This is a genomic window from Arthrobacter rhamnosi (assembly GCF_054510855.1).
Genome location: NZ_JBTNDT010000006.1, coordinates 18,044 through 38,831, shown reverse-complemented (window position 1 = coordinate 38,831; position 20,788 = coordinate 18,044). Strand labels below are relative to the sequence as shown.

Genomic DNA, 20,788 nt, shown 5'->3' with positions numbered 1-20,788 from the left:
TCGCGGTTGACGAGTCTTCGTGCACCACGGTTGTTCTCTGTGGATTCTGCAAAAACTGGCGAGGAATTGAACTTGGCACGGAGCAGGCTTTGGCCCTCTTGTTCAAGCACGTCGTATCCGTCCCGCACACCGAGCCCTCCCCGTACCTGCTGAGGCTCGTGAGAGCCCTTTACGCACGGCGCGGACTCCAACCCTGGGAACGCCTCGAGCGATTGGCCCGGGACTCGATACGCACAAAGACCCAGAAGGAAGTAAGCGCATGACTGAGCGCCCAGCCTCGAAGAATCTTCTTGCATCATTCAGCCGCGAAGAACTCATAGTGATCGCCGGCGAGTGGTTGGAAAAAGCACAGCTCAAAAACCGTGAGGCACGTTTCTACCGCAATAAGTGCGAACGCCTAGAGGCTGAGCTGCTGAGCATCAGACCGCGTGGATAGTCGCCCTACGTGGGAAGAACTGGCCCGGTATCACGAGAGCCACGCCCGCTATTGGAAAGGGCTGGCTGAGCGATACAACCAGGAACTTCAAGCCCTCAAGAACAACACGCCCGAATCGGATTACCACAAGCGGATCCTTTACAAGGACCGCACGGGTGATTCAGCCGCCACCAACGCAGACAGACGTAAGAGAAAGAAGTAAGTCATGGCTTATGACTATTCATCCCGACAAATTGAGGCATGGGACTGGCCCGCTCAGTCATTCATCTACCGTGAGAAGTTTCTCCACCAGGTAGATCAGACGGCGTATTGGAAGGCTCGAGCCCTGGCTAACGGAAAGCAGGTCTCGGCTGATGTTTGAGTCACGCCCCGACTTCTACGAATTGAACCTCAGGGAATCACGGGCCCTACTTTTCAAGCGGGCGCTGCTGTCTAACCCCGAAACAGGTAGGCAGGAATTGGGGGTGGGACTTCTCTCCGGTTCTAGGGTCCGTTTCGTCATCACCATCCCAGAAGCTAACCGGCTTGCTCTAGAGCTGGTCAACGTACTTGAAATCCAGAACCCACTTTTCGCACAAACCAAAGGAAACGAATAACCATGACCGTACTTGACGAGATTTACGCGAACATCCCCGGCTACAAGGAAGCTCAGAACCTTCATGAAGGACTCCGCACCTACATGACGAAGCGGAACGCTGACACAGAGAACCCCGGCGTCCTCCAGGGCGAAGCGATCAGCGACCTCATCAAGGCTGCTGCCGCTGGCAAGGATCTTGAGCCAGTCTTCAAGAAGCTCCGTGAAGCTGAGGCGCGTCGTCTGAATAAGGCCGCTGAGGTGACCGTCCTGCACCGCGCCGTGCAGCAGACCGCAACCCAGTTCGACACCTTCAAAGAATCGGTCATTGATGAAGTGCTCGAAGGCATCAGCGAACGCCTCGAAGCGGCCACTACCAGGCTTGCCGCCCTCGAGAACGTGCCGGCCACGGCTGAACAGGCCATCGCCGCTAACAAGGTCGACGTATGGCAGGAAGCCCAGAAGCTCACCGCCGATATTGATGCTCTCGTAGCTGCATACGGCACCGTCAGCCGCCCGTTCCTGGCGAACAACTTTCTGCCCACCGTGAAACTCGGCGCGTTCTTCAAAGACCCCGCCGCGGTTGACCCCGAAATGGTGACCGTTCGGCACCAGTCATCCCTCACCGCTATGCGTAGTGGTCAAGCTGGCCCCGTCCTGGCTGATTGGTACACGGCAGTCCCGGCATCGTCCTACCGGCAGATTCTTGGCGGGGACATCGTGCCTCAGGGTGCCGACAAGACCCAGTGGTACAAGGAACTTGCCACTGCTGGACAGTTCACCGTGCGCCACCCAGAGGACGCTGTTGCCGTTGTCCAGGCCGCTGAGCGTGCCGTCCAGATGAACGGCATCGGGTCCAACGCTGGCGCATGGGAAGACATCAGTGCCTACCTCCAGGCCATCGGTGACACGGACGCCGCACAGCACGCGGAGGACCAGCTTGCCGCGTACCTGCACAAGGGCGCACGGAAGGTTCGCAAGGCTGCGTAGGACATAGCAACTCTTTGAGGGGCGGGTGAGGCAACTCACCTGCCCCTCAATCATTGACAGGACAAACAATGAAGATCAAACACAACACTGCCGCTTATCGTGAGCTGCTGCGCTCTCAGGCAATGCTCGATGAAGTGAAGAAGAGGGCTGACCGTATCGCGGCTGCCGCGGGCCCAGGATTCGAGTCATCGGCAATCGTCGGCAAGAACAGGGCCCGCGCCTCAGTGCGCACCACCGACATTCCCTCAATGATCCGCAACAGCCGTGAGAACACTCTTATCAGGGCGCTTAGGGGCGGTTCGGGCGGGGATTGACCCATTGCCCCGTGTGGAAAATCGGGCATGAGTGAGAAAGGCACTGTGCCTATGTGGTGCCTTTCGAGAGGGCGGGAAAGGGGATGGCCGTACCTCGTGGACCCCCTGCCCGAACCCTCTCAATTTCGCCCCCTTTGCCTAGCGAAAGATATCCCCCCGAGCTATTTGGTCCACGTGAAACGGAAGCCTAATGACTTGGAATACGAACCGTGCAGCCCGTTTGCCGTCCAATTGGCGCGCATTACGGGCTCAGGTGAAGCAAAGAGCAGGCAATCAATGCCAATGGGTAACAGCAGGTATCAGATGCCTTGACCCTGGCAATGAGTGTGACCACATAAAGCCCGGTGACGATCACAGCATGGGCAACCTGCAATGGCTCTGCGCAGATCACCACCATCAGAAGACGATGCAGGAAGCACAGTCGGCCCGCCGTGCTGTCTCCCGCAAACGCCCACCCATGCGACACCCCGGACTCAACTAGGCCCCCCACGGGGAGGCCCTTTCCCCCGGTCGCACAGGACACCTTTCGGCTTAGCGTGGCGGGCCCGGTACGGGTTCCCAGGTCGCGGCCAATTAGACAGATATTGGAGGTTTTGGCATGCCCGGACCGGCGCCTAACCCATTTGCACGACGTAAGAATGCACGATCAGGTTGGACTCTGCTGCCCGCTGATGGGCGTAAGGGTGCTGCCCCCGAATGGCCGATTGGTAGGCCCTCAGCTAAGCAGGCACGGCTCTGGGCGTCGCTCTGGGCCACACCTCAGGCTGAGGCTTGGGAAGCTCTGGGCTGGACACGGGTTGTTGCCCGTTACGCGGACATCGTTCTGGCGTGCGAGAAGCCCGAAGCCTCTGCTGCGCTGATGGGTGAAGCACGTCAGCTCGAGGACAGGTTGGGGCTGTCGCCTATGGCTATGAAGCGGTTGCAGTGGGTGATTGACGAAGCGTCTAAAGGTGTCGCGTCGGTGACTGCGTTGCATGACTATCAGAAGCTCTACGCGGATCTTTGACCCCCTCCTCCTTGCCCCTTTCCCCTGGGGTTATGCGACTCTCTACGGCTAGTCGCATTTCCTACCGGGGGTGTGTCAGGTGTGTCTATCATTGATCGCCTTTACCCATTAATAGGTCTAATTGGGCCTCATATTGCTTTACGCATTCACCATTCGGTGAGTGCGTTTCTTGTTTAAGGAGTTTTGTTTTGGAATCAAAAAGAGAGCGGCTCATTTTCCTGGAGTCGATGGCTAAGCGGCTGGTGAAGGCGGTTGGCCCGCTGTATCGGGCGAGCCTGTGCGTCGGGTACGAGTACACCAACGATCACGAAGCCTGGGGTTTGCCGCCTCGTGAGGGCGGCTATGGGCTGGTGTCGGTTCTGCTGCGTCCGGGTCGGAAGCATGTGACGTTTGCCGGGGATCGGAAGCTCGCGCGGTCGGTGGAGGCAGTGCTGACGGGGGAGTTGGGCCAGCACGGCAAGTTCCCGAGCCTCAATTCTGAGGACTTCGATTTCTTCCGTGAGGGCTGGGAGCCGGAGTGGTCAGATAAGGCCGCTGCTGGTTCGTGGGAGCCTGTCCGCCCCATTGGGGAGGCTGCCTGATGGCCGTTGAACTGGCTCACGCATTCGTGAGCGTCACGCCCTCCTTCAAGGGTATGCAGACGGCCATCAATAAGGAGTTTGGTGGGGCTGAGAAGACTGCCGGCTCGTACGGCGTTGCCATGGGCAAGAATCTTGGCTCTGGGTTCGCTGACACGTTCAAGAAGGTTGCTGGGCCCGCTCTGGCGGTGTTTGGCGCTGGGGCTATTGCGGGTTTCGCCAAGGACGCTGTTGCTGGTTTCTCCGAGCTTGAGGACAGCTCGGCTGCTGCTGGTGTTGTCTTTGGCAAGAACATGGACTCGATCATCAAGCAGTCGGCGACTGCTTCGAAAACGATGGGCTTGACGCAGCAGCAGGTAATTAATGCTGCGAACACCTTCGGCACGTACGGTAAGGCTGCCGGGCTCAGTGGGCAGGCTCTGGCTGACTTCTCCACTGAGCAGACGCAACTCGCCGCGGATATGGCGTCGTTCAAGGGCACGAGTCCTGAGCAGGCAATCGAGGCTATTGGTGCGGCTCTGCGTGGTGAGACTGAGCCGATCCGTGCGTATGGTGTGATGCTCGATGATGCGTCGCTGAAGAATGAGGCTCTTGCTCAGGGGCTCATCACGTCGACTAAGGAGGCGCTCTCACCGCAGAATAAGACGCTTGCTGCTCAAGCTCTGATCCTGAAGCAGACGGCGGATGCTCAGGGCGATTTTGCGCGGACATCTGACTCCACCGCCAACGTGGCCAAGACCCTGACCGCTGAAACGGCTGACCTATCCGCCAAATTCGGATCCGTCCTCGCGCCGGCTTTCACCGCGGCGCGCACAGCGGCCATCGGCGCGGTGTCCGGCGTGAGCGGGATTCTCGACAAGGTCGTTGCCTTCCAGGGCGTCCTGAGCGGTGGTGGGCTGACCCCTGATTTGGTGAAGGCTATTGGACTGAATCCTTCCAAGGGGTTCGGGCTCGCAGTCAACGAGGGCATCGGTTCGATCAGGGCGTTCGGTGCTGCCTGGAAGTACAACGACGGTGAGGTCACGTCTTCGGGGCTGCCCGGGTTCATGGAGAAGGCTGCGTTCAAGATCCGTCAGGGCCTCGAGGGCGTCCTGCCGGTTGTCACGCAGCTTGGCCCGCCCTTGGTGGCACTCCTGATGGCGCTGTCACCGGTCCAGTTGGTGTTTCAGGCATTGCTTCCGGTCCTACCTCAGGTCTCAAGCATCATCGCGCAACTGGCGGTTATCGCCGGTCAGCTCACCGCGGTAATCGCTGACGGGCTCGTCGTCGCGATGCAGATCCTCACCCCGATCATTTCGGGTGTCCTGACGGTACTTGCCGGCTTCGTCGGTGGGATTACCAGCTCTGAGGCTGGCATGAACGCACTGATGACGACTCTGGCGGTGGCCGGCGGCGTGTGGGCTGCCTACCAAGTCCGGCTTTTGGCTACGACGGTTGCGACGAACGCGCACATTCTGGCAACTAAGGCTCAGGCTGTTGCCGCTAAGGCTGCTGCTGCTGGGCAGTGGCTGATGAATGGTGCCCTGGTAGCTAACCCGATTGGGATTGTCGTAATGGCGGTCGCTGGGCTGGTTGCGGGGTTGGTGTACTTCTTCACGCAAACGAAGATCGGCCGTCAGATCGTCGAGACCGTCTGGGGCGCCATCAAGACGTTCATTGGTGGGGTTGCTCGGTGGTTCCAGACCTACGTCTTGCCGACTATCGCCGCTGTTCTATCTGCTGTCAGTTCCCGGTTCGAGTTCTTCCGTGATGTTGCGGTTCTGGCGTTCACGGCGATTCGGGACAAGATTGGTGACGCGTGGGGCAAGATCAGGGGCACGTTCGACCTGTTGAAGTCGGCGGTGCAGACTGCACTTCCGAAGGCTTTCGAGGCTGCGAAGGATGGTATCGGCAGGGCTTGGGACGCGATCAAGGCTAAGGTTCGCGAGCCTGTCGTCGCGGTTATCAAGTTCATCAATGAGGGCTTGATCGCCCGCTTCAATGACATTCCGGGCGTCGACATCAAACCACTTAAGGCCCCTCCCGGGTTCGCCAACGGCGGTTACACGGGTGACGGGCGGAAGTACGATCCTGCGGGCATCGTCCACAAGGGCGAGTACGTGTTCACGAAGGAACAGACCGCAGCTCTGGGCAAGGAACGCCTTGCGAGCATGGCTCATGCTGCGGTTCGTGGTGGTGCCGCGTCCGTGGGCGAGGGCAACATGGGTGGCTTCTTCACGGGTAACGCGAATGCTATTGCGCGTCACGGGGCTTACTACCTGAAGGAAGGCCCGGGTGTTGGTGCCTGGAACTTCCGTGGTGCCGCTGCCCTGTGGAATGGTGCGGCTGGCGTGAAGGTCGGCGTTGGTACTGGCAAGCATCAGGGTTATGTGTCGTCGCTTGAGCGTGGCAATAACATCCTTGGTTATACGACTGGGACGAACATTGACATGTCGCCTTCGTGGGCTGCTCGTCTTGGGGCTGCTCAGCGTCGGACTGTTGCGGCTCACGAGATCGGGCACGCGCTGGGCCTGCCTCACAACTCGTCGCGGTCGATTATGCAGCCGAACCTGGCGAACATGGCCTCGACGCCTACAGCCGTTGATATTCGGAACCTTCAGTCGCTCTATCCGGGCGGCACTGGTCGTGCGGGTTCTGAGAACCCGTTTGAGGGTCTCATTGATGGGCTGATGGGTGCCATTAAGAAGAGGTTCCCGGGCTCGAACATGTTCGTTGATGCTGCTGGTGGTCTGGCTAAGACGGGGATCGAGCAAGTTATGAAAATGGTGACGGACATTAAGAACGGCATCAAGAACATCGCCGGGAATGTGTTCGAGAAGGTGAAGGGGTTCTTTGGTGGTGGTGCTGCCATGGCTCCGACGCTTTATGACAACGGTGGGGTCCTGCCAACGAACGGTGGGCGTCCTTTCCTGGTGCAGAACAAGACCAGGAAGCCTGAGTACATCTTCACCAACCGTGAGATGCGGGAGCTAAGCAGCGGGCGCGGTGGGGACGGGGTAGTCAACAACTACTACGGGCCCGTCGGGCTCGATCCCGAACAGCTAGCTCGAGCACAAGAAATCTCGCGTCGCCGGGCGCAGACGATGGCCGGCATGGGCGGGATGGTAATCGCCTAGAGGAACAGGGTAGGGCCCGCCGCTACATCGAAGCGCCGGGCCCTACTTCTCCGATCTGACGAACTTGATCCTTGTCGGAAAGAGCGTTCATCAAAGTGAGGAACTTGTCGTCACGAATCATCGCGGCAAACTTCTCGTTTGCTTCGACGGCCTTCAAACCGATCAGCTCGTAGAGCCCGAAGAGCTTGTCCGTCTCGGGCAGGCTCTCCTCCTCGCTCAGGTCCTCCCAGGTAAGGCGACCAACCTCCTTCGTAGGTTTCTCGTCCTCTGGTGAAGCCTTCTCCTCGATGGTCAGTTCGATCGCGCCGGACCACTCAGCCTTCGGGCTGATGGCGAGCCGCATCTCCGCGAGTGTGGCACCGTACACCGCCACCCCATCGTTTAATTCGTCTATCTCCCACTCCAGCTCACCGAGGGCAGTGCGAGCCGTGAGGGTGTCGAGGAGGGTGAGCCACTGCTCGTTGGTGAACATCCTTGGCCGGTCCGTTCTGTCGAAGTTGCGTACGACCCTAAGCGCAATGCTGCCGCTCACGTAAGTGTTCCATGCACCCTACTTCGCCCTACCCCTGAAGGGGGCTGCCCACACCAGGGGGCAAACGTGGGACCTGACTTGCACCGCCTCATCGCCACCCTAACAAGCGGTAGTGACGTGGTCACTGAACGCGATGAGACTTGGAAGACCCTGCGAGTGTGACGCAAGTCATAGCTTTCGGATGTTGCACGCTGTAACGTCACATTACGACTTTGGAGGTGGTTGCATGGAAGACGAGAGTTGGCCTGATGCCCACTTCCCGCTTTACTTCCTACCCTGTGGTCACACTCATGAGACACCCACCGAGGATCCCTCGACGGACTCGATCTTCGACGAGTATGCGGGCGCCATCGATGCCTTCTCCGATGACCCTGAGTTCATTGCCAAGACGAGGCTTGTCGAGCCATCCTTCGTGATCTCCAGGCGATAGCTACTGGGTGTACGTCTGGATTGAAGCCGACTTCGAGCATCGGCAGTATCTGCATAGTTTTTGCTGTGCTCCTATGCCTCGCAGCGAGTCGCGCCACCTTCGCCGAGACCACCCAGAGGCCTATGCCATTGAGGTCCAGGGGCTAATCCGGAACCTTCGACCGAGGCACAAACCGCCACGGAAGATCCTCCTCCGGGTGCATGAGGAAACTTCCTTCATCCAGTCCGTGGTGTCGTATCGGATGGCGGTTGAGGCAGACGGCCATCATCGGGCGAATATCTATCTTCTGGCAACTCACAAGTTGTTTGAACGCTCTGGCATCGCGCAGATGACCTACGACAAAACTATAGAAGATGTAGTAGGGGTCGCTCGGGCGGCTGACAGATTCAACAGCTTGACGCTGGTCGCCCAGGTGCGGCCCAACAACGAACCCTGTAAGGCCTTCATCAAGAGGAACGGATGGCGGTTCCTCGAGAGCGATCCGCAGGGCGAGTATGAACGATGGGTTGTACGCTTCTCTGTTGCCCTCGACCGCTAGGGCTTGCCCACATCGTGCCCACACTTTGCCCACATCGGTACTCATTCTCAGTTATTCGACGTGATGTTATTCCGCATGCTTACTGGGATTTGGAGCTATCACAAGGTATGAAAGAGAGTTCGAATCCCTCATCTGCCACAGCAAGGAAGGGCCCGCTCCAATGGAGCGGGCCCTTCTGTTTCCGTCATCGATCTCGTCCACTCATCCTGGCCGCGGGGCCATCCGCGGAGGCGTCGTCCACGAAGCTTCAGTACGCATGCTCAGGACGTCTCGAGTGGGGAGGCCGCCATCAGCACTACGCCCGGGCCGCGGATCGGCTGGCTGGACAGCCTGCGCGGCGTCGCCATCCTCCTCGTCGTCGTGCTGCACGCGGGGGAGTCCCTCCGGATCGCCGGAGGATCCACCGCCGGTATCGACGGGTTCAACCTTTTCCTCGAGCCCTTCCGGATGCCCGTCCTGATGTTCCTCTCGGGGATCCTGCTGCCGCGGTCGGTCGCGAAACCATGGCGCGAGTACCTCGCCGGCAAGGTCTCCCTGGTCGCGTGGCCGTATGTCCTGTGGTCGCTGATCATCCTGACGGCGACCGGTGATCTCAGTCCCGGTGGCGTGGCGCAGATCTTCTACCTCGCACCGACCTACCTCTGGTACCTCTGGTTCATCCTCGCCTTCTACGCGCTCGCCTACCCGCTGCGGCGCATCTCGCCGATCGTCGCGTCAGGTGTCGGCCTGGTGGCCTCGCTGGTGCTGCCCGACGGCAGCCGGCCCGAGACGATGGCCTTCCTCGCTGCGTTCTTCTTCCTGGGAGCCTGGTGCGCCGTGCATCCCCGGCTCCTGGAACGGGCTCGAGCGAATCCCTGGCTGCTCGGTGCGGGAGCGGTCTCCGCAGCCGCCGTGGGTGTGTTCAACGTGGTCGACCGGAACGTCCTGTATCGCACGGAGTACGCCTGGGGAGTCCTGGGTGGACTGGTCGTCGCCTGCTGGCTCTTCCCTCGGCTGGGACCCACCTGGGCGACGGGCGCCCTCGAGTTCGTCGGCCGCTACTCGATCGTCTTCTACGTCGCGCACCTGGGACCGATCATGATCATGCTCGCGCTCGCCGACGGCCTCGGACTGACGGGGGAGTGGTTCGTGTTCCCCCTGCTGCTCCTCGGGGGCGTCGGGGTGCCGCTCGGCCTCGCCTGGATGTACTCGACGAGGGAGCACGCCTCGGTCAACCTGCTGTTCGAACTGCCGGCGCTGAAAGCCAGGCCGCGCGAGCACGCCGAAGGCTTCCGCCGGGCGAGGGCCTGAGCGAGGTTTCAGTCCTGGCGCGTGAGCGTCGTCGTCAGCAGATGGTCCTTCGCCGGTCCGGTGACGTCCCAGGAGTACTCGACGGTGCGGAACGAGGGGATCCGGAAGTCGACGAGGTAGGTGTCCGGAGAGCACCAGTGCTCGTCATGTGCCCTGCCGCTGCGGAGGTCGAGGCGGCAGAGCAACCGTCCGTCCGGGAAGTGGATCGCCATCGTCGTGCCCTGGGCCGTGACCCGGTAGGAGCGGGAGGCCGGCCCCTGGAAGGAGGGCCAGGACACGGTGCCCTCCTCGTCCCACCGCAGTCCGTCGTCGTCGCGCGTGAAGGTCGTGATGCCCGCGAAGAGCCCTTCCGTGCCGCTCGAACGGTCCAGCAGGTGGCGGCGGGTCGACCAGCTGCCGGCGAGGAAGGCGAGCGGGTCGACGACGGGGAGAACTGCGCTCGATGCCACCCCGCTGCCTCCCCTCGGTCCTCCGCGCCACGTCGGCGCTTTCTGGCACTCTACGTCCTGTCCCGGCTACGTCCTGTCCCGGCTACGTCTTGTCCCGACACCGTCCTGCCCTGACGTCGGCTTGCCGCGCCCTCGGTGGAATGTTAGGCTACCTAACTATGAGTCCCTCCACCGACGTGCCCCTGCTGGCCCTCGCGCAGTCCTTCCGCACCACCCTGCGCCACGCCGTGTACCTCAGCCGCTCGATGGACAGCGACGGGGAGCTGACCACCATGCAGATGAGCACACTCAGCATGGCGGCGGAGGAACCGTTGCGGGTGAGCCGTGTCGCCGCCAACCTCGGCATCCGCGTCCCCTCGGCCACCGAGCAGATCATCAAGCTCGAACAGGCCGGCCTCGTCCTCCGGCAGCCGGATCCCACCGACTCGCGGGGTGTCCTCGTCCAGCTCACGGACAAGGGCCGGGCGGCCTGGGAGGCCGCCAGCCGGCGCCGTAACGAGCGCGTCGCCGCACTGCTGGACCAGCTCGACGAGGAGGACCGCGCCACGCTCGCGGCCGCCCTGCCGATCATCGAGAAACTGAACCACACCGCCTAGGAGTACCCGAGTGACCACCCACGCGCAGCCCGCATCGGTCCTTGCCGAGGAGAAGCAGTCCTTCTTCCGGCAGCCCAGAGCCGTGTGGGCCACAGCCCTGGCGGCCGTGTTCGCCTTCATGGGCATCGGTCTCGTCGACCCGATCCTTCCCGCCATCGCCGAGAACCTCGACGCTTCGCCGAGCCAGGTGTCGCTGCTGTTCACGAGCTACTTCCTCGTGACGGCCGTGGCGATGCTCGTGACCGGCTTCATCTCCTCGCGCATCGGCGGAAAGAGGACGCTGCTGCTCGGACTGGGACTGATCGTGGTGTTCGCCTCGCTCTCGGGCCTGTCCGGTGACGTGGCCACCCTGGTCGGCTTCCGGGCCGGCTGGGGCCTTGGCAACGCGCTCTTCGTGGCCACCGCGCTCGCCGTCATCGTCGGCGTGGCCAGCGGGGGTACCGCCACAGCGATCATCCTCTACGAGGCGGCCCTCGGCCTCGGGATCTCACTCGGCCCGCTGCTCGGTGCGCTCCTCGGCGGCTGGCAGTGGCGTGCGCCGTTCTTCGGCACCGCCGTGCTCATGGCCGCGGCGTTCCTCGCCCTCACCATCCTGCTGCCCGCCATGCCCCGGCCCGCCACCACGACATCGCTCAAGGACCCGCTCGTCGCACTCGGGCACAGGGGCCTGCGCACCACGGCGTCGAGCGCCCTCTTCTACAACTACGGGTTCTTCACCATCCTCGCCTTCACACCCTTCGTGCTGGGGATGGATGCGTACGGTATCGGTGCCGTGTTCTTCGGCTGGGGCCTCATGGTCGCGGTCTTCTCGGTCCTCGTGGCACCCGCGCTGCAGCGCATGCTCGGCACCACCCGCGTGCTGCTCCTGACCCTCGCGGCCCTGGTCCTCGTGCTCGTGGGCCTCGCCCTGGCCGCAGAGCGCTCGGTGACCGCCGTCGTCGTGCTGGTGATCATCTCCGGCGCCCTGCTGGGCATCAACAACACCCTGTACACGGAGCTCGCGATGGGTGTTTCGGATTCGCCGCGGCCCGTCGCATCCGCCGGCTACAACTTCGTCCGGTGGATGGGAGGGGCGCTCGCACCCTTCGCTGCGACGAAGCTGGCGGAGGTCTTCAACCCGCAGGCCACCTACGCCGTCGCCGCGGTTATGGTGCTCGTCGCAGGAGCCGTGATCCTCGCAGGCCGCGTCTCGCTCACGCACGCAGCCGAGGTCGGCGGGTAGGAGCGGGACCGATGGCGTCAGCCGTCGAGGATCGACGTCGTCGCCCGGTCCTCCTGGCCCGCGTAATACCGGTCGAGCACGGCCTTGAACCACGGTTCCTGCGGGCCGACCCGGTGGAAGAGCGTCATCGAGGACTGCAGCTTGCGGGCGTCGATCCCGCCGAGTACCGCGACCGGATCGCTTCCCTCGAGGTTGAGGAGCGCGTGGACGCTCTCCAGCAGGCGGGGTCCGAGCAGGGTATGCGCCAGATAGGCGCGGGCCTCGTCGATCGAGCCGATGGCGTACCGGACCGACGTCGGGCTGCTGCCGAGTCCTGCCACCTGCGGGAAGACGAACCACATCCAGTGCCCCACCTTCCGGCCGTTCTGCAGCTCGGCGAGGGCCTGCTCATAGGTACCGGAGGCCTCCTGCGCGTGGACGAATCGTGCGAGGTCGTAGGTGTCGGTCATGCGGGCCTCCGGTGGGAGCGTGAGAACGGGCGGTCACTTCATCGGTAGCGAACAGGACTGACAGGTCCGGCGGCGGTCGCTAGCGTTAAGGCATGTCGACAATCAATATCACTGAGGCAAGCTTCCCGGAAACCATCGAGGGCAACGACATCGTGTTCGTCGATTTCTGGGCCGACTGGTGCGGGCCGTGCAAGCAGTTCGCGCCGGTGTACGACGCCGTCTCGCAGCAGCACGAGGACGTCACCTTCGCGAAGGTCGACACCGAGGCGGAGCAGTCGCTCGCCGCGGCCGCAGGGATCACCTCCATCCCGACGCTCATGGCGTTCCGCGAGAAGGTCCTGGTGTTCTCCCAGCCCGGTGCCCTCAACGCGACGCAGTTCGGCGAACTCGTCGACGCCGTGAAGGGACTCGACATGAAGGCAGTGCACGAGCAGATCGCGCAGCAGCAGGCCCAGGGCGGAAGCCCGGCCGGGGACGCGCAGTAGCCGTCCCGAGACCCGAAGAGCCCCGCACTCGATGAGTGCGGGGCTCTTGCGTGGAGGGATCAGGCCGCCTGATCCGAACGCACCACATCGACGGGCTTGGCCAGCAGTGCGCTCAGCGATTCGTTGAGGTCCTGCACGGCAGGTCCGCGCAGGTGCGTGTCCAGGAGTTCGGTGGATTCCCACTGCTCCGTGAGGACGATGCGGTCCTCCTGCGCGTCCGTGATCTCGTACCGGATGCAGCCGGGCTCCTGCACCACCTGTTCGATGGCGATGTCGAGGGCGAGCTTCACGCGGAAGAACTCGCCGTCGAGGGGGGTGAATACTGCGGTGACGTCTACGGGTTGGGTCATCCCTCAACCCTAGCGGTGCTCGTTCGTCCGCCGCATTCCTGCGTCCTAGCGCCGCCGGTGGTCCTCGGGGGATAGCCGGGGACCGAAGGTCGGCTTGCGGAAGCCGCTCGAGTAGAGCGACCGGACGACGCGCTGGCGCTGCCCCCTCCAGGGTTCGAGCAGTTCGATCATTCCGGCGTCGTCGGTCCGCCGGCCGGTGAGGGCCGCGCCCACGTAGGCCGCGAGGTGGTAGTCGCCCACGGAGATGGAGTCGGGGCAGCCGTGCGTGCGCTGCACCACTTCCGCCACCGTCCACACGCCGATGCCGGGAATGGACCTCAGGCCGGCGCGGACGGCCTCCCCGCCCGGCAGCGACGCGAGGCGCTCCAGTCCGCTCGCCACGAGGGCCGCCCTGAGGATGGTCGCCGAGCGCTTCGAGTCCACTCCGGCCTTGTGCCAGTCCCAGGAGGGGACGCGGCGCCACTGTTCCGCGGTCGGGGGTAGGCGGAGCTCCGCGGGGGCGAACTCTCCCGCACCAGGAGCGGCGTCCCCGTACCGGGTGAGCAGGTAGCGCCAGGCGCGCTTGGCCTCGATGCCCGTGACCTTCTGTTCGAGGATCGCCCGGGCCACCGTGTCGAGCATGCGGCGCGACGCCGGCAGCCGTAGCCCCGGGTCGAGGTAGCGGCCCTTGCGGGCGAGCTCGGGCAGGCCGGCGCGGAACCGGGGGCTGTCGAAGGCGCTCCAGTCGTCCTCCGCGCCGAGCAGGCGGGGAAGGGACTCGAGCGCCCGGGCGGCACCAGGCCCCCACGCCGTGGCCCGGATGCGGCTGTCGTTCAACGAGCCGCGCTGCCGCAGAGCGAGCGTGACCGGCCCGTCACTCGTCCGGAAGGCGAGCCAGCGATCGGGCCCCTGGACGATGAACGAGGGGTCGTGCGGGCCGCATTGCAGGGTACCCACCGTCCCTGCCAGGTTGTACGGGCCGTCGGGAATCCATTCCGTGGCTTCCGCGCCGGAGGAAACGGCGGCGGGGGCGATGCTCATGCATTCATCGTCCCACGAGGCCCCCGCGGTCCCGGGATGTGTCATGCTCGGGGTTCCGTAGGGGTAGCATCGGGCAGTCCGGTGGAAGAGGTGGAAGGAACAGCAGATGGCAGAGGTGCGGAGTGCTCGGGCGGGGAGGATCCCGCGTGCGGCGGCCAGGGGCCGGCGTCTCGGCGTCCTCCTGGGGCTGGCTCTGCTGTGCGGCGGGTGCACGGCGGACGGGGCCGGTGAGGCCGCGGGGACTTCGACGCCGGCCGCTCCAGCGACGCCGTCGCCGTCCCCGTCCCCGACGCCGTCCTCCCAGGCATGCGAGGACTGTGTCGGGATCGTGCTCACGGGCGACCTCCTGGTGCATCCGCAACTGTGGGATCAGGCCGCGGAGGATGCGGCGGTGACGGGGAAGTCTCCGCTCGACTTCGAGCCGCTTCTTGCGGGCCAGCGCCCCTACCTCGCGGCCGGGACGCTGGGGATCTGCCACCTGGAGACCCCGGTGGCCGACCCGGAAGGGCCCTTCTCGGGATACCCGCAGTTCAACGTGCCCCCGCAGATCGTCCTCGCCGCGAAGGAGGTCGGGTACGACGCCTGCACCACCGCCAGCAACCATTCGATGGACTGGGGCCCGGAGGGCGTGGAGCGTTCGCTCGCGGCCCTGGACGCGGCGGGCCTCCGGCACACGGGGTCCTATGCAAGCGCCGCTGATGCCGGGAAGGCCCTGATCCTCGAGCAGCCGGAGGCGAAGGTGGCCGTCATCGAAGCGACCTACGGCCTCAACGGGCTGGTGCCCGACCAGCCCTGGCGGGTGGACCTGCTCGACACGGCCACGATGATCGGCAAGGCCAGGGCCGCCAGGGAGCAGGGAGCGGACATCGTGATCGCAGCCCTGCACGCCGGCGACGAATACGCCTCCGTCCCGAACGCCCAGCAGACCGAGGTGGCGCACGCGCTCGCCGACAGCGGTGAGGTGGACTTCATCTACGGACACCACACCCACTCGGTCCTGCCCATCGAGCAGTACAACGGCACCTGGATCGTCTACGGCCTGGGGAACGGGGTGACCGAACTGTCGCCCACGTACGAGGTCAACAACGAGGGACTGATGGTCCGGGCCCGCCTCAGCCGGGATGACGCGGGCGCCTGGTCGGTTTCCGGGCTGGACTGGCTGCCGTCGCTGATCGTCGCCGGGCCGTATCGCTGGTGTTCGCTGGCGCCCGACCAGCCGGCCGGCGCCTGCTCGTCGCCCGAGCAGGAGGCGGCCGTCCGGGAGCGCACCCGGAGCGTGGTCGAATCCCTCGGCGCGGCCGAGGCGGGAGCCCGCCAGTGGGAGCTGTCCACGGAGGGCCCGGGACGCTAGCGCGTCCCTGCGATGACCGACGCGATGGTTCCGCCGAGCGACGCCGTCGTCCCTGTGCCGCCCAGGTCCCGCGTCAGCGCATCGCCGCCGGTAGCCAGCACCGACTCGATGGCGCCCAGGATCCCGGCGGCCGCCTCCGTCTCGCCGAGGTGGTCCAGCATCATCGACGCACTCCAGATCTGGCCCACCGGGTTCGCGATGCCCTTGCCGGCGATGTCCGGCGCGGAGCCGTGGACCGGTTCGAAGAGGCTGGGGAAGGTGCGGTCCGGATTGATGTTCCCGCTGGGCGCCACGCCGATGGTGCCGGTACAGGCCGGTCCCAGGTCGGAGAGGATGTCCCCGAAGAGGTTGCTCGCCACGACGACGTCGAACCAGTCGGGGTGGAGCACGAAGTTCGCACAGAGGATGTCGATGTGGAACTTGTCCACGCGTACGTCGTCGTACCTGCCCGCCATCGCCTCCACCCGCTCGTCCCAGTACGGCATGGTGATCGAGATGCCGTTGCTCTTCGTCGCGGACGTGAGGTGCTTCTTCCCGCGCTTCTGCGCCAGATTAAAGGCGTACCGCAGGATGCGATCCACGCCCGTGCGGGTCATGACCGTGTCCTGGATGACCGTCTCGCGGTCGGTGCCCTCGAACATCCTGCCCCCGACGCTCGAGTACTCGCCCTCGGTGTTCTCGCGGACCACGTAGAAATCCACGTCACCCGGCTTCCTGCCGGCGAGGGGGCTGGTGATCCCGGGCAGCAGCCTCACCGGGCGGAGGTTGACGTACTGGTCGAAGTGGCGCCGGAACTGCAGCAGGCTGCCCCACAGGGACACATGGTCCGGCACGACGTCCGGCCAGCCCACGGCCCCGAAAAAGATCGCGTCGAAGCGGCGCAGTTCCTCGAACCAGCCGTCGGGCAGCATCTGGCCGTGCTCCAGATAGTAGTCGGCGCTGGCGTAGTCGAACTCGACCGCGTCCACCTCGAAGCCGTACGCGTCCGCGGCCGCCCGGAGCGCCCGAAGGCCCTCCGGCATGACCTCCTTGCCGATGCCGTCGCCGGCTATGACCGCGATGCGGTAGCTGTTCGTCATGGGAGTTCTCCTCATCGGCAGGCGGCTTACCGTTCCAGCCTAGGCTCATCAGCCCCAGGAGAGCACGAGGACGGCGGACGGCAGCGCCAGTGCCGTCATCAGCAACCCGGCGAGGCCGAAGGGCACCCAGCGGATGGACAGACCCAGGGATCGCAGCCGCTCGGCCCACAGGAGTGTCGCGAGCGAGCCCCAGGGAGTGACGAGGGGGCCGAGGTTCACGCCGACGAGCAGGGCGGCGAGGCGTAGCGGGGACGCGGCGGAGGGCTCGAGGGCGAGATATGCGGGCAGGTTGTTGACGGCGTTCGCTCCGGCCGCTCCTACGGCGGCCAGCCGCAGCAGGTCCGGGAAGTCCTCGCCGGTACCTGCCGCGGGGGCGAGAAAGGTGTCGAGGCCCTGTGCGTGCGCGGCGGTGACGAGAACGAAGAGGCTGAGCGCGAGGACGAGCGGAGCGACGGGGAGCATCTTCACCGTCAACGTGCCGGGCCGACGGACCGCGAAGAGCACGGCCAGGACCACCGCGGCGAGGGTCGCGCTCAGTGCGACCGGCAGCCCGCTGACCAGTGCCGGCAGGAGGAGTGCGAGGACCGCGTACCCGCAGCGCAGCAGCACGCGGTCCTCGGCGGGGCGCGCAGGGGCGGGGGAGAACCGTCCCGAGAGCTGCCGCCGGAAGATCAGCAGCAGGACAGTGCAGGGCACGACGACGCCGACCAGCGCAGGGCCGGCCACGAGGCCCGCGAACTGCACCGGACTGAGCTGCAGCCCTTCCTGGACCAGCAGGTTGGTCAGGTTGGACACCGGCAGGAGCAGCGACGCGGTATTGGCGAGCCAGACGATCGTCACGGCGAACGGCAGTGGCGGCAGGCCGGCCCTGCGGGCGAGGAGCACCACGAGCGGAGTGAGCAGCACGGCCGTCGTGTCCAGCGAGAAGAACACCGTGCAGGCCACGGAGAGGAGGACCGTCACGAGCCACAGGACCAGGGTCCGGCCTCGGGCCGCGCGGGCCGAGGCCGCGATGATCTTCTCGAAGACCCCGGCAGCGAAGAGGAGGTCGGTGGCCACCGTCATGGCGGCCACGAAGAGCAGGATCGGCCAGATGCGCGCCCACAGCTCCGCCAGGTCGGAACCGGGCAGCGCACCGGTTCCGACGCAGAGTGCCGCGAGGACCGGCAGGATCGCGCGGGAGGCACTGCGAAGGTTCAAGGGTGGTCTCCGTTCCGCCGGACAGTATGGCACGGACGCCCGGGAGTGCTCCGCGGCGACTCCCGTCCGGGCGAGGACGTCCCGCGGCGTAGCGGCGGCATGGAGGTCGGCGCGCCAGCCGGTAGCGTTGTAGGCATGAAGTACGCCAATTCCATTGTTGACCTGATCGGCAACACCCCGCTCGTCAAGCTCAACTCCGTCACCGACGGCATCGCAGCCACCGTCCTCGCGAAGGTCGAATACCTCAACCCCGGCGGGTCGGTGAAGGACCGCATCGCGGCGAAGATCATCGATGCCGCGGAGGCCGAGGGCAAGATCAAGCCCGGCGGCACCATCGTCGAACCGACCTCCGGCAACACCGGCGTCGGTCTCGCCCTCGTCGCCCAGCAGCGCGGCTACAAGTGCGTCTTCGTGGTGCCCGACAAGGTGGGCGAGGACAAGCGCAACGTCCTCAAGGCCTACGGCGCGGAGGTCGTCGTCACGCCGACCGCCGTCGCCCCCGACAGCCCGCAGTCCTACTACGGCGTCTCCGACCGCCTGGTCCGCGAGATCCCCGGCGCGTACAAGCCGGACCAGTTCTCGAACCAGAACGGGCCCCTGAGCCACTACGAGACCACCGGCCCCGAGATCTGGAACGACACCGACGGCAAGCTCACGCACTTCGTCACGGGCGTCGGCACGGGCGGCACCATCACCGGCACGGGACGGTACCTCAAGGAGATCTCCGCGGACCGGGAGGGCGGCCCCGTGCGCATCATCGGCGCCGACCCCGAGGGCTCCATCTACTCGGGCGGCACCGGGCGTCCCTACTTCGTGGAGGGCGTCGGCGAGGACATGTGGCCGGACTCCTACGATCCGTCTATCCCGGACGAGATCCATGCCGTCACGGATGCCGAGAGCTTCGAGATGACGCGGCGCCTCGCCCGCGAGGAGGGCCTGCTGGTCGGCGGCTCCTGCGGCATGGCCGTCGTCGCGGCCCTCCGTGTCGCGAAGGACCTGACGGCCGACGACGTCGTCGTGGTCCTCCTGCCCGACGGCGGCCGGGGCTACCTCGGCAAGATCTTCAACGACGACTGGATGAGGTCCTACGGGTTCCTGGACAGCGGTGAGGACGCGAGCGTCGGCGACGTGCTGCGCGCCAAGAACGGTTCGATGCCGGACCTCGTCCACACGCACCCCTCCGAGACGGTCCGGGACGTCATCTCGATCATGGACGAGTACGGGGTCTCCAGCATCCCGGTGCTGTCCCAGGAGCCACCCGTCAAGATGGGCGAGGTGCTGGGCTCGGTCGACGAGCGCTCCCTGACGGCGAAGATCTTCCACGGCGAGGCTCGCCTCACCGACAAGATCTCCCAGCACATGGACGCGAAGCTGCCCCTGATCGGGTCGCTCGAATCCATCGGGACGGCGCGCGAACGGCTCCAGGACAGCGACACGCTGATGGTGACGTTCGTCGGGTCACCCGTGGGAATTCTTACGCGCCATGACTTGCTGACATATGTGAGCAAGTAACACCCCGATCCGAATTCCAGGAGCATCGTGACGCACTCGAACGACCAGGGCTTCAACACCCGAGCCGTCCACGCGGGCCAGACCCCCGACCCCACCACCGGAGCGGTGATCCCGCCCCTCTACCAGACCACCACCTTCGCGCAGGACGGCATCGGCAAGCTGCGCAACGGGTACGAGTACGGGCGCGGCACCAACCCCACCCGGGATGCGCTGCAGACCCAGATCGCGGCGCTCGAGGGCGGCAAGCGCGCCTTCAGCTTCTCGTCCGGCCTCGCCGCCGAGGACGCGCTCATCCGGGCCGCGCTCCGCCCCGGCGACCACATCGTCCTCGGGAACGACGCCTACGGTGGAACCTACCGACTGATCGACCGCGTCCTGTCCCAGTGGGGCATCACCAACACCGCCGTGGACATGGCGGACACCGCTGCGGTCCAGGCGGCCATCGCGGCGAACAACACGAAGATGGTGTGGGTGGAGACGCCGTCGAACCCCATGATGAAGATCACCGACATCGCCGCGACCGCCCAGCTCGCGCATGACGCCGGCGCCCTGCTCGTCGTGGACAACACGTTCGCGTCGCCGTACCTGCAGCAGCCGCTCACGTTCGGAGCGGACGTGGTGGTGCACTCGACCACCAAGTACATCGGCGGGCACTCGGATGCCAGCGGCGGGGCCGTCATCGTGAACGACGACGAGCTCGCCGAGAAGATCGGCTTCGTGCAGTTCGCCGTCGGCGCCGTGTCCGCACCCATGGAGGCCTGGCTCACCACGCGCGGACTCAAGACCCTCGGGGTCCGCATGGACCGCCACTCCTCGAACGCCACCGCGATCGCGCGCTGGCTGCAGGAGCAGGACGAGGTGGAGCGTGTGTACTACCCAGGGCTGCCCGAGCATCCGGGCCACGACCTCGCCGCAGCACAGATGAAGGACTTCGGCGGCATGATCTCCGTGACATTCAAGGGCGGGGCGGAGGCCGCGAAGAAGGTGGCGGAGTCCACCCACGTCTTTATCCTCGCGGAGTCCCTCGGCGGCATCGAGTCGCTGATGAACTACCCCTCCGACATGACGCACGCGTCGGTCAAGGGCACGGAGCTCGCGGTACCCGAGAACCTGATCCGGCTGTCCGTCGGCATCGAGGACGTCGAGGACCTGATCGGTGACCTCGAGCAGGCCATCTCCTCCCTGCGCTAGCTCCTGCTGTCCTCCACGAAAGGCCCCTCCGGTGGGAGGGGCCTTTCGTGTGTCCGGGGCGGTCCGGGGCGTCGCCGCCG

22 protein-coding genes are annotated in these 20,788 nt (G+C 65.0%); 14 read left to right on the top strand and 8 right to left on the bottom strand.

The window, feature by feature from the left end; all coding sequences use genetic code 11:
* Window positions 1–259 precede the first annotated feature (259 nt).
* From ACX80I_RS12635 to ACX80I_RS12610, 6 genes are all read left to right on the top strand, one after another.
* Window positions 260–436: a hypothetical protein gene (locus ACX80I_RS12635; RefSeq protein ID WP_459345472.1), complete on the top strand. Its 177-nt coding sequence runs from the start codon at window positions 260–262 to the stop codon at window positions 434–436.
* Between the two features lie 598 nt (window positions 437–1,034).
* A complete protein-coding gene (locus tag ACX80I_RS12630) occupies window positions 1,035–2,000 on the top strand; it encodes a hypothetical protein (protein ID WP_459345471.1) in 966 nt (321 codons plus the stop codon).
* A 68-nt stretch (window positions 2,001–2,068) separates the two neighbouring features.
* A complete protein-coding gene (locus ACX80I_RS12625) occupies window positions 2,069–2,314 on the top strand; it encodes a hypothetical protein (RefSeq protein WP_459345470.1) in 246 nt (81 codons plus the stop codon).
* Window positions 2,315–2,912: 598 nt separating this feature from the next.
* Entirely contained in the window at window positions 2,913–3,320 is a 408-nt protein-coding gene (locus ACX80I_RS12620; RefSeq protein WP_459345469.1) for a phage terminase small subunit, read from the top strand.
* Between the two features lie 188 nt (window positions 3,321–3,508).
* Window positions 3,509–3,901: a hypothetical protein gene (locus tag ACX80I_RS12615; protein WP_459345468.1), complete on the top strand. Its 393-nt coding sequence runs from the start codon at window positions 3,509–3,511 to the stop codon at window positions 3,899–3,901.
* Window positions 3,901–7,014, top strand: a complete 3,114-nt coding sequence (locus ACX80I_RS12610; protein WP_459345467.1) for a matrixin family metalloprotease — start codon at window positions 3,901–3,903, stop codon at window positions 7,012–7,014. Before ACX80I_RS12615 ends, ACX80I_RS12610 begins: the two co-directional genes overlap by 1 nt.
* A 22-nt stretch (window positions 7,015–7,036) precedes the next feature.
* Here ACX80I_RS12610 and ACX80I_RS12605 read toward each other — a convergent pair whose 3' ends face one another.
* Window positions 7,037–7,546 carry a hypothetical protein gene (locus ACX80I_RS12605; RefSeq protein ID WP_459345466.1) on the bottom strand — a complete coding sequence of 170 codons (510 nt, stop codon included), beginning with the start codon at window positions 7,544–7,546 and terminating at the stop codon, window positions 7,037–7,039.
* Window positions 7,547–7,772: 226 nt separating this feature from the next.
* Here ACX80I_RS12605 and ACX80I_RS12600 point away from each other — a divergent pair, with 226 nt between their 5' ends.
* A complete protein-coding gene (locus tag ACX80I_RS12600; protein WP_459345465.1) occupies window positions 7,773–7,976 on the top strand; it encodes a hypothetical protein in 204 nt (67 codons plus the stop codon).
* Between the two features lie 142 nt (window positions 7,977–8,118).
* Here the strand turns inward: ACX80I_RS12600 and ACX80I_RS12595 are convergent, their stop codons facing one another.
* A complete protein-coding gene (locus ACX80I_RS12595) occupies window positions 8,119–8,559 on the bottom strand; it encodes a hypothetical protein (protein ID WP_459345464.1) in 441 nt (146 codons plus the stop codon).
* 78 nt (window positions 8,560–8,637) lie between these two features.
* On the opposite strand from ACX80I_RS12595, the gene ACX80I_RS12590 reads away from it, so the two are divergent.
* Window positions 8,638–9,804, top strand: coding sequence for an acyltransferase family protein (locus tag ACX80I_RS12590; RefSeq protein ID WP_459345656.1), 1,167 nt, complete (start codon window positions 8,638–8,640; stop codon window positions 9,802–9,804).
* Window positions 9,805–9,812: 8 nt separating this feature from the next.
* On the opposite strand, the gene ACX80I_RS12585 is transcribed toward ACX80I_RS12590, so the two are convergent.
* Entirely contained in the window at window positions 9,813–10,253 is a 441-nt protein-coding gene (locus ACX80I_RS12585; RefSeq protein WP_459345463.1) for a DUF6314 family protein, read from the bottom strand.
* A 158-nt stretch (window positions 10,254–10,411) separates the two neighbouring features.
* Between ACX80I_RS12585 and ACX80I_RS12580 the strand changes: the two genes are divergently transcribed.
* Entirely contained in the window at window positions 10,412–10,849 is a 438-nt protein-coding gene (locus ACX80I_RS12580) for a MarR family winged helix-turn-helix transcriptional regulator (protein WP_459345462.1), read from the top strand.
* A gap of 10 nt (window positions 10,850–10,859) precedes the next feature.
* On the top strand, window positions 10,860–12,071 hold the full coding sequence (locus ACX80I_RS12575; RefSeq protein WP_459345461.1) for an MFS transporter: 1,212 nt from the start codon (window positions 10,860–10,862) through the stop codon (window positions 12,069–12,071).
* Between the two features lie 17 nt (window positions 12,072–12,088).
* Here ACX80I_RS12575 and ACX80I_RS12570 read toward each other — a convergent pair whose 3' ends face one another.
* Complete coding sequence (locus tag ACX80I_RS12570) at window positions 12,089–12,520, bottom strand: DUF1810 domain-containing protein (protein WP_459345460.1); 432 nt, start codon at window positions 12,518–12,520, stop codon at window positions 12,089–12,091.
* 92 nt (window positions 12,521–12,612) lie between these two features.
* On the opposite strand from ACX80I_RS12570, the gene trxA reads away from it, so the two are divergent.
* Entirely contained in the window at window positions 12,613–13,005 is a 393-nt protein-coding gene (trxA, locus tag ACX80I_RS12565; RefSeq protein ID WP_301226026.1) for a thioredoxin, read from the top strand.
* Between the two features lie 59 nt (window positions 13,006–13,064).
* Here trxA and ACX80I_RS12560 read toward each other — a convergent pair whose 3' ends face one another.
* Both ACX80I_RS12560 and ACX80I_RS12555 read right to left on the bottom strand, forming a co-directional pair.
* Window positions 13,065–13,355 carry a putative quinol monooxygenase gene (locus ACX80I_RS12560; protein ID WP_459311751.1) on the bottom strand — a complete coding sequence of 97 codons (291 nt, stop codon included), beginning with the start codon at window positions 13,353–13,355 and terminating at the stop codon, window positions 13,065–13,067.
* Window positions 13,356–13,400: 45 nt separating this feature from the next.
* Complete coding sequence (locus ACX80I_RS12555) at window positions 13,401–14,375, bottom strand: DNA-3-methyladenine glycosylase family protein (protein WP_459345459.1); 975 nt, start codon at window positions 14,373–14,375, stop codon at window positions 13,401–13,403.
* A 106-nt stretch (window positions 14,376–14,481) separates the two neighbouring features.
* On the opposite strand from ACX80I_RS12555, the gene ACX80I_RS12550 reads away from it, so the two are divergent.
* On the top strand, window positions 14,482–15,726 hold the full coding sequence (locus ACX80I_RS12550; protein WP_459345458.1) for a CapA family protein: 1,245 nt from the start codon (window positions 14,482–14,484) through the stop codon (window positions 15,724–15,726).
* Here ACX80I_RS12550 and ACX80I_RS12545 read toward each other — a convergent pair.
* Together ACX80I_RS12545 and ACX80I_RS12540 are read right to left on the bottom strand one after the other, a co-directional pair.
* Window positions 15,723–16,805, bottom strand: a complete 1,083-nt coding sequence (locus ACX80I_RS12545; RefSeq protein ID WP_459345457.1) for a tartrate dehydrogenase — start codon at window positions 16,803–16,805, stop codon at window positions 15,723–15,725. The genes ACX80I_RS12550 and ACX80I_RS12545 overlap by 4 nt on opposite strands.
* A 48-nt stretch (window positions 16,806–16,853) precedes the next feature.
* Window positions 16,854–18,005 carry an SLC13 family permease gene (locus ACX80I_RS12540; protein ID WP_459345456.1) on the bottom strand — a complete coding sequence of 384 codons (1,152 nt, stop codon included), beginning with the start codon at window positions 18,003–18,005 and terminating at the stop codon, window positions 16,854–16,856.
* A gap of 135 nt (window positions 18,006–18,140) precedes the next feature.
* Between ACX80I_RS12540 and ACX80I_RS12535 the strand changes: the two genes are divergently transcribed.
* Both ACX80I_RS12535 and ACX80I_RS12530 read left to right on the top strand, forming a co-directional pair.
* Window positions 18,141–19,517, top strand: coding sequence for a cystathionine beta-synthase (locus tag ACX80I_RS12535; protein ID WP_459345455.1), 1,377 nt, complete (start codon window positions 18,141–18,143; stop codon window positions 19,515–19,517).
* Between the two features lie 27 nt (window positions 19,518–19,544).
* Window positions 19,545–20,708 carry a cystathionine gamma-synthase gene (locus tag ACX80I_RS12530; protein WP_459345454.1) on the top strand — a complete coding sequence of 388 codons (1,164 nt, stop codon included), beginning with the start codon at window positions 19,545–19,547 and terminating at the stop codon, window positions 20,706–20,708.
* Window positions 20,709–20,788: the final 80 nt, after the last annotated feature.

What these genes read in the sequence shown, in the direction of transcription:
- trxA (WP_301226026.1), top strand. Translation starts at nt 12,613, where the DNA reads ATGTCGACAATCAATATCACTGAGGCAAGCTTCCCGGAAACCATCGAG.
- ACX80I_RS12560 (WP_459311751.1), bottom strand. Translation starts at nt 13,355, where the DNA reads ATGACCCAACCCGTAGACGTCACCGCAGTATTCACCCCCCTCGACGGC.
- ACX80I_RS12625 (WP_459345470.1), top strand. Translation starts at nt 2,069, where the DNA reads ATGAAGATCAAACACAACACTGCCGCTTATCGTGAGCTGCTGCGCTCT.
- ACX80I_RS12555 (WP_459345459.1), bottom strand. Translation starts at nt 14,375, where the DNA reads ATGAGCATCGCCCCCGCCGCCGTTTCCTCCGGCGCGGAAGCCACGGAA.
- ACX80I_RS12550 (WP_459345458.1), top strand. Translation starts at nt 14,482, where the DNA reads ATGGCAGAGGTGCGGAGTGCTCGGGCGGGGAGGATCCCGCGTGCGGCG.
- ACX80I_RS12570 (WP_459345460.1), bottom strand. Translation starts at nt 12,520, where the DNA reads ATGACCGACACCTACGACCTCGCACGATTCGTCCACGCGCAGGAGGCC.
- ACX80I_RS12610 (WP_459345467.1), top strand. Translation starts at nt 3,901, where the DNA reads ATGGCCGTTGAACTGGCTCACGCATTCGTGAGCGTCACGCCCTCCTTC.
- ACX80I_RS12630 (WP_459345471.1), top strand. Translation starts at nt 1,035, where the DNA reads ATGACCGTACTTGACGAGATTTACGCGAACATCCCCGGCTACAAGGAA.
- ACX80I_RS12545 (WP_459345457.1), bottom strand. Translation starts at nt 16,805, where the DNA reads ATGACGAACAGCTACCGCATCGCGGTCATAGCCGGCGACGGCATCGGC.
- ACX80I_RS12600 (WP_459345465.1), top strand. Translation starts at nt 7,773, where the DNA reads ATGGAAGACGAGAGTTGGCCTGATGCCCACTTCCCGCTTTACTTCCTA.
- ACX80I_RS12595 (WP_459345464.1), bottom strand. Translation starts at nt 8,559, where the DNA reads ATGAGTACCGATGTGGGCAAAGTGTGGGCACGATGTGGGCAAGCCCTA.
- ACX80I_RS12580 (WP_459345462.1), top strand. Translation starts at nt 10,412, where the DNA reads ATGAGTCCCTCCACCGACGTGCCCCTGCTGGCCCTCGCGCAGTCCTTC.
- ACX80I_RS12535 (WP_459345455.1), top strand. Translation starts at nt 18,141, where the DNA reads ATGAAGTACGCCAATTCCATTGTTGACCTGATCGGCAACACCCCGCTC.
- ACX80I_RS12620 (WP_459345469.1), top strand. Translation starts at nt 2,913, where the DNA reads ATGCCCGGACCGGCGCCTAACCCATTTGCACGACGTAAGAATGCACGA.
- ACX80I_RS12635 (WP_459345472.1), top strand. Translation starts at nt 260, where the DNA reads ATGACTGAGCGCCCAGCCTCGAAGAATCTTCTTGCATCATTCAGCCGC.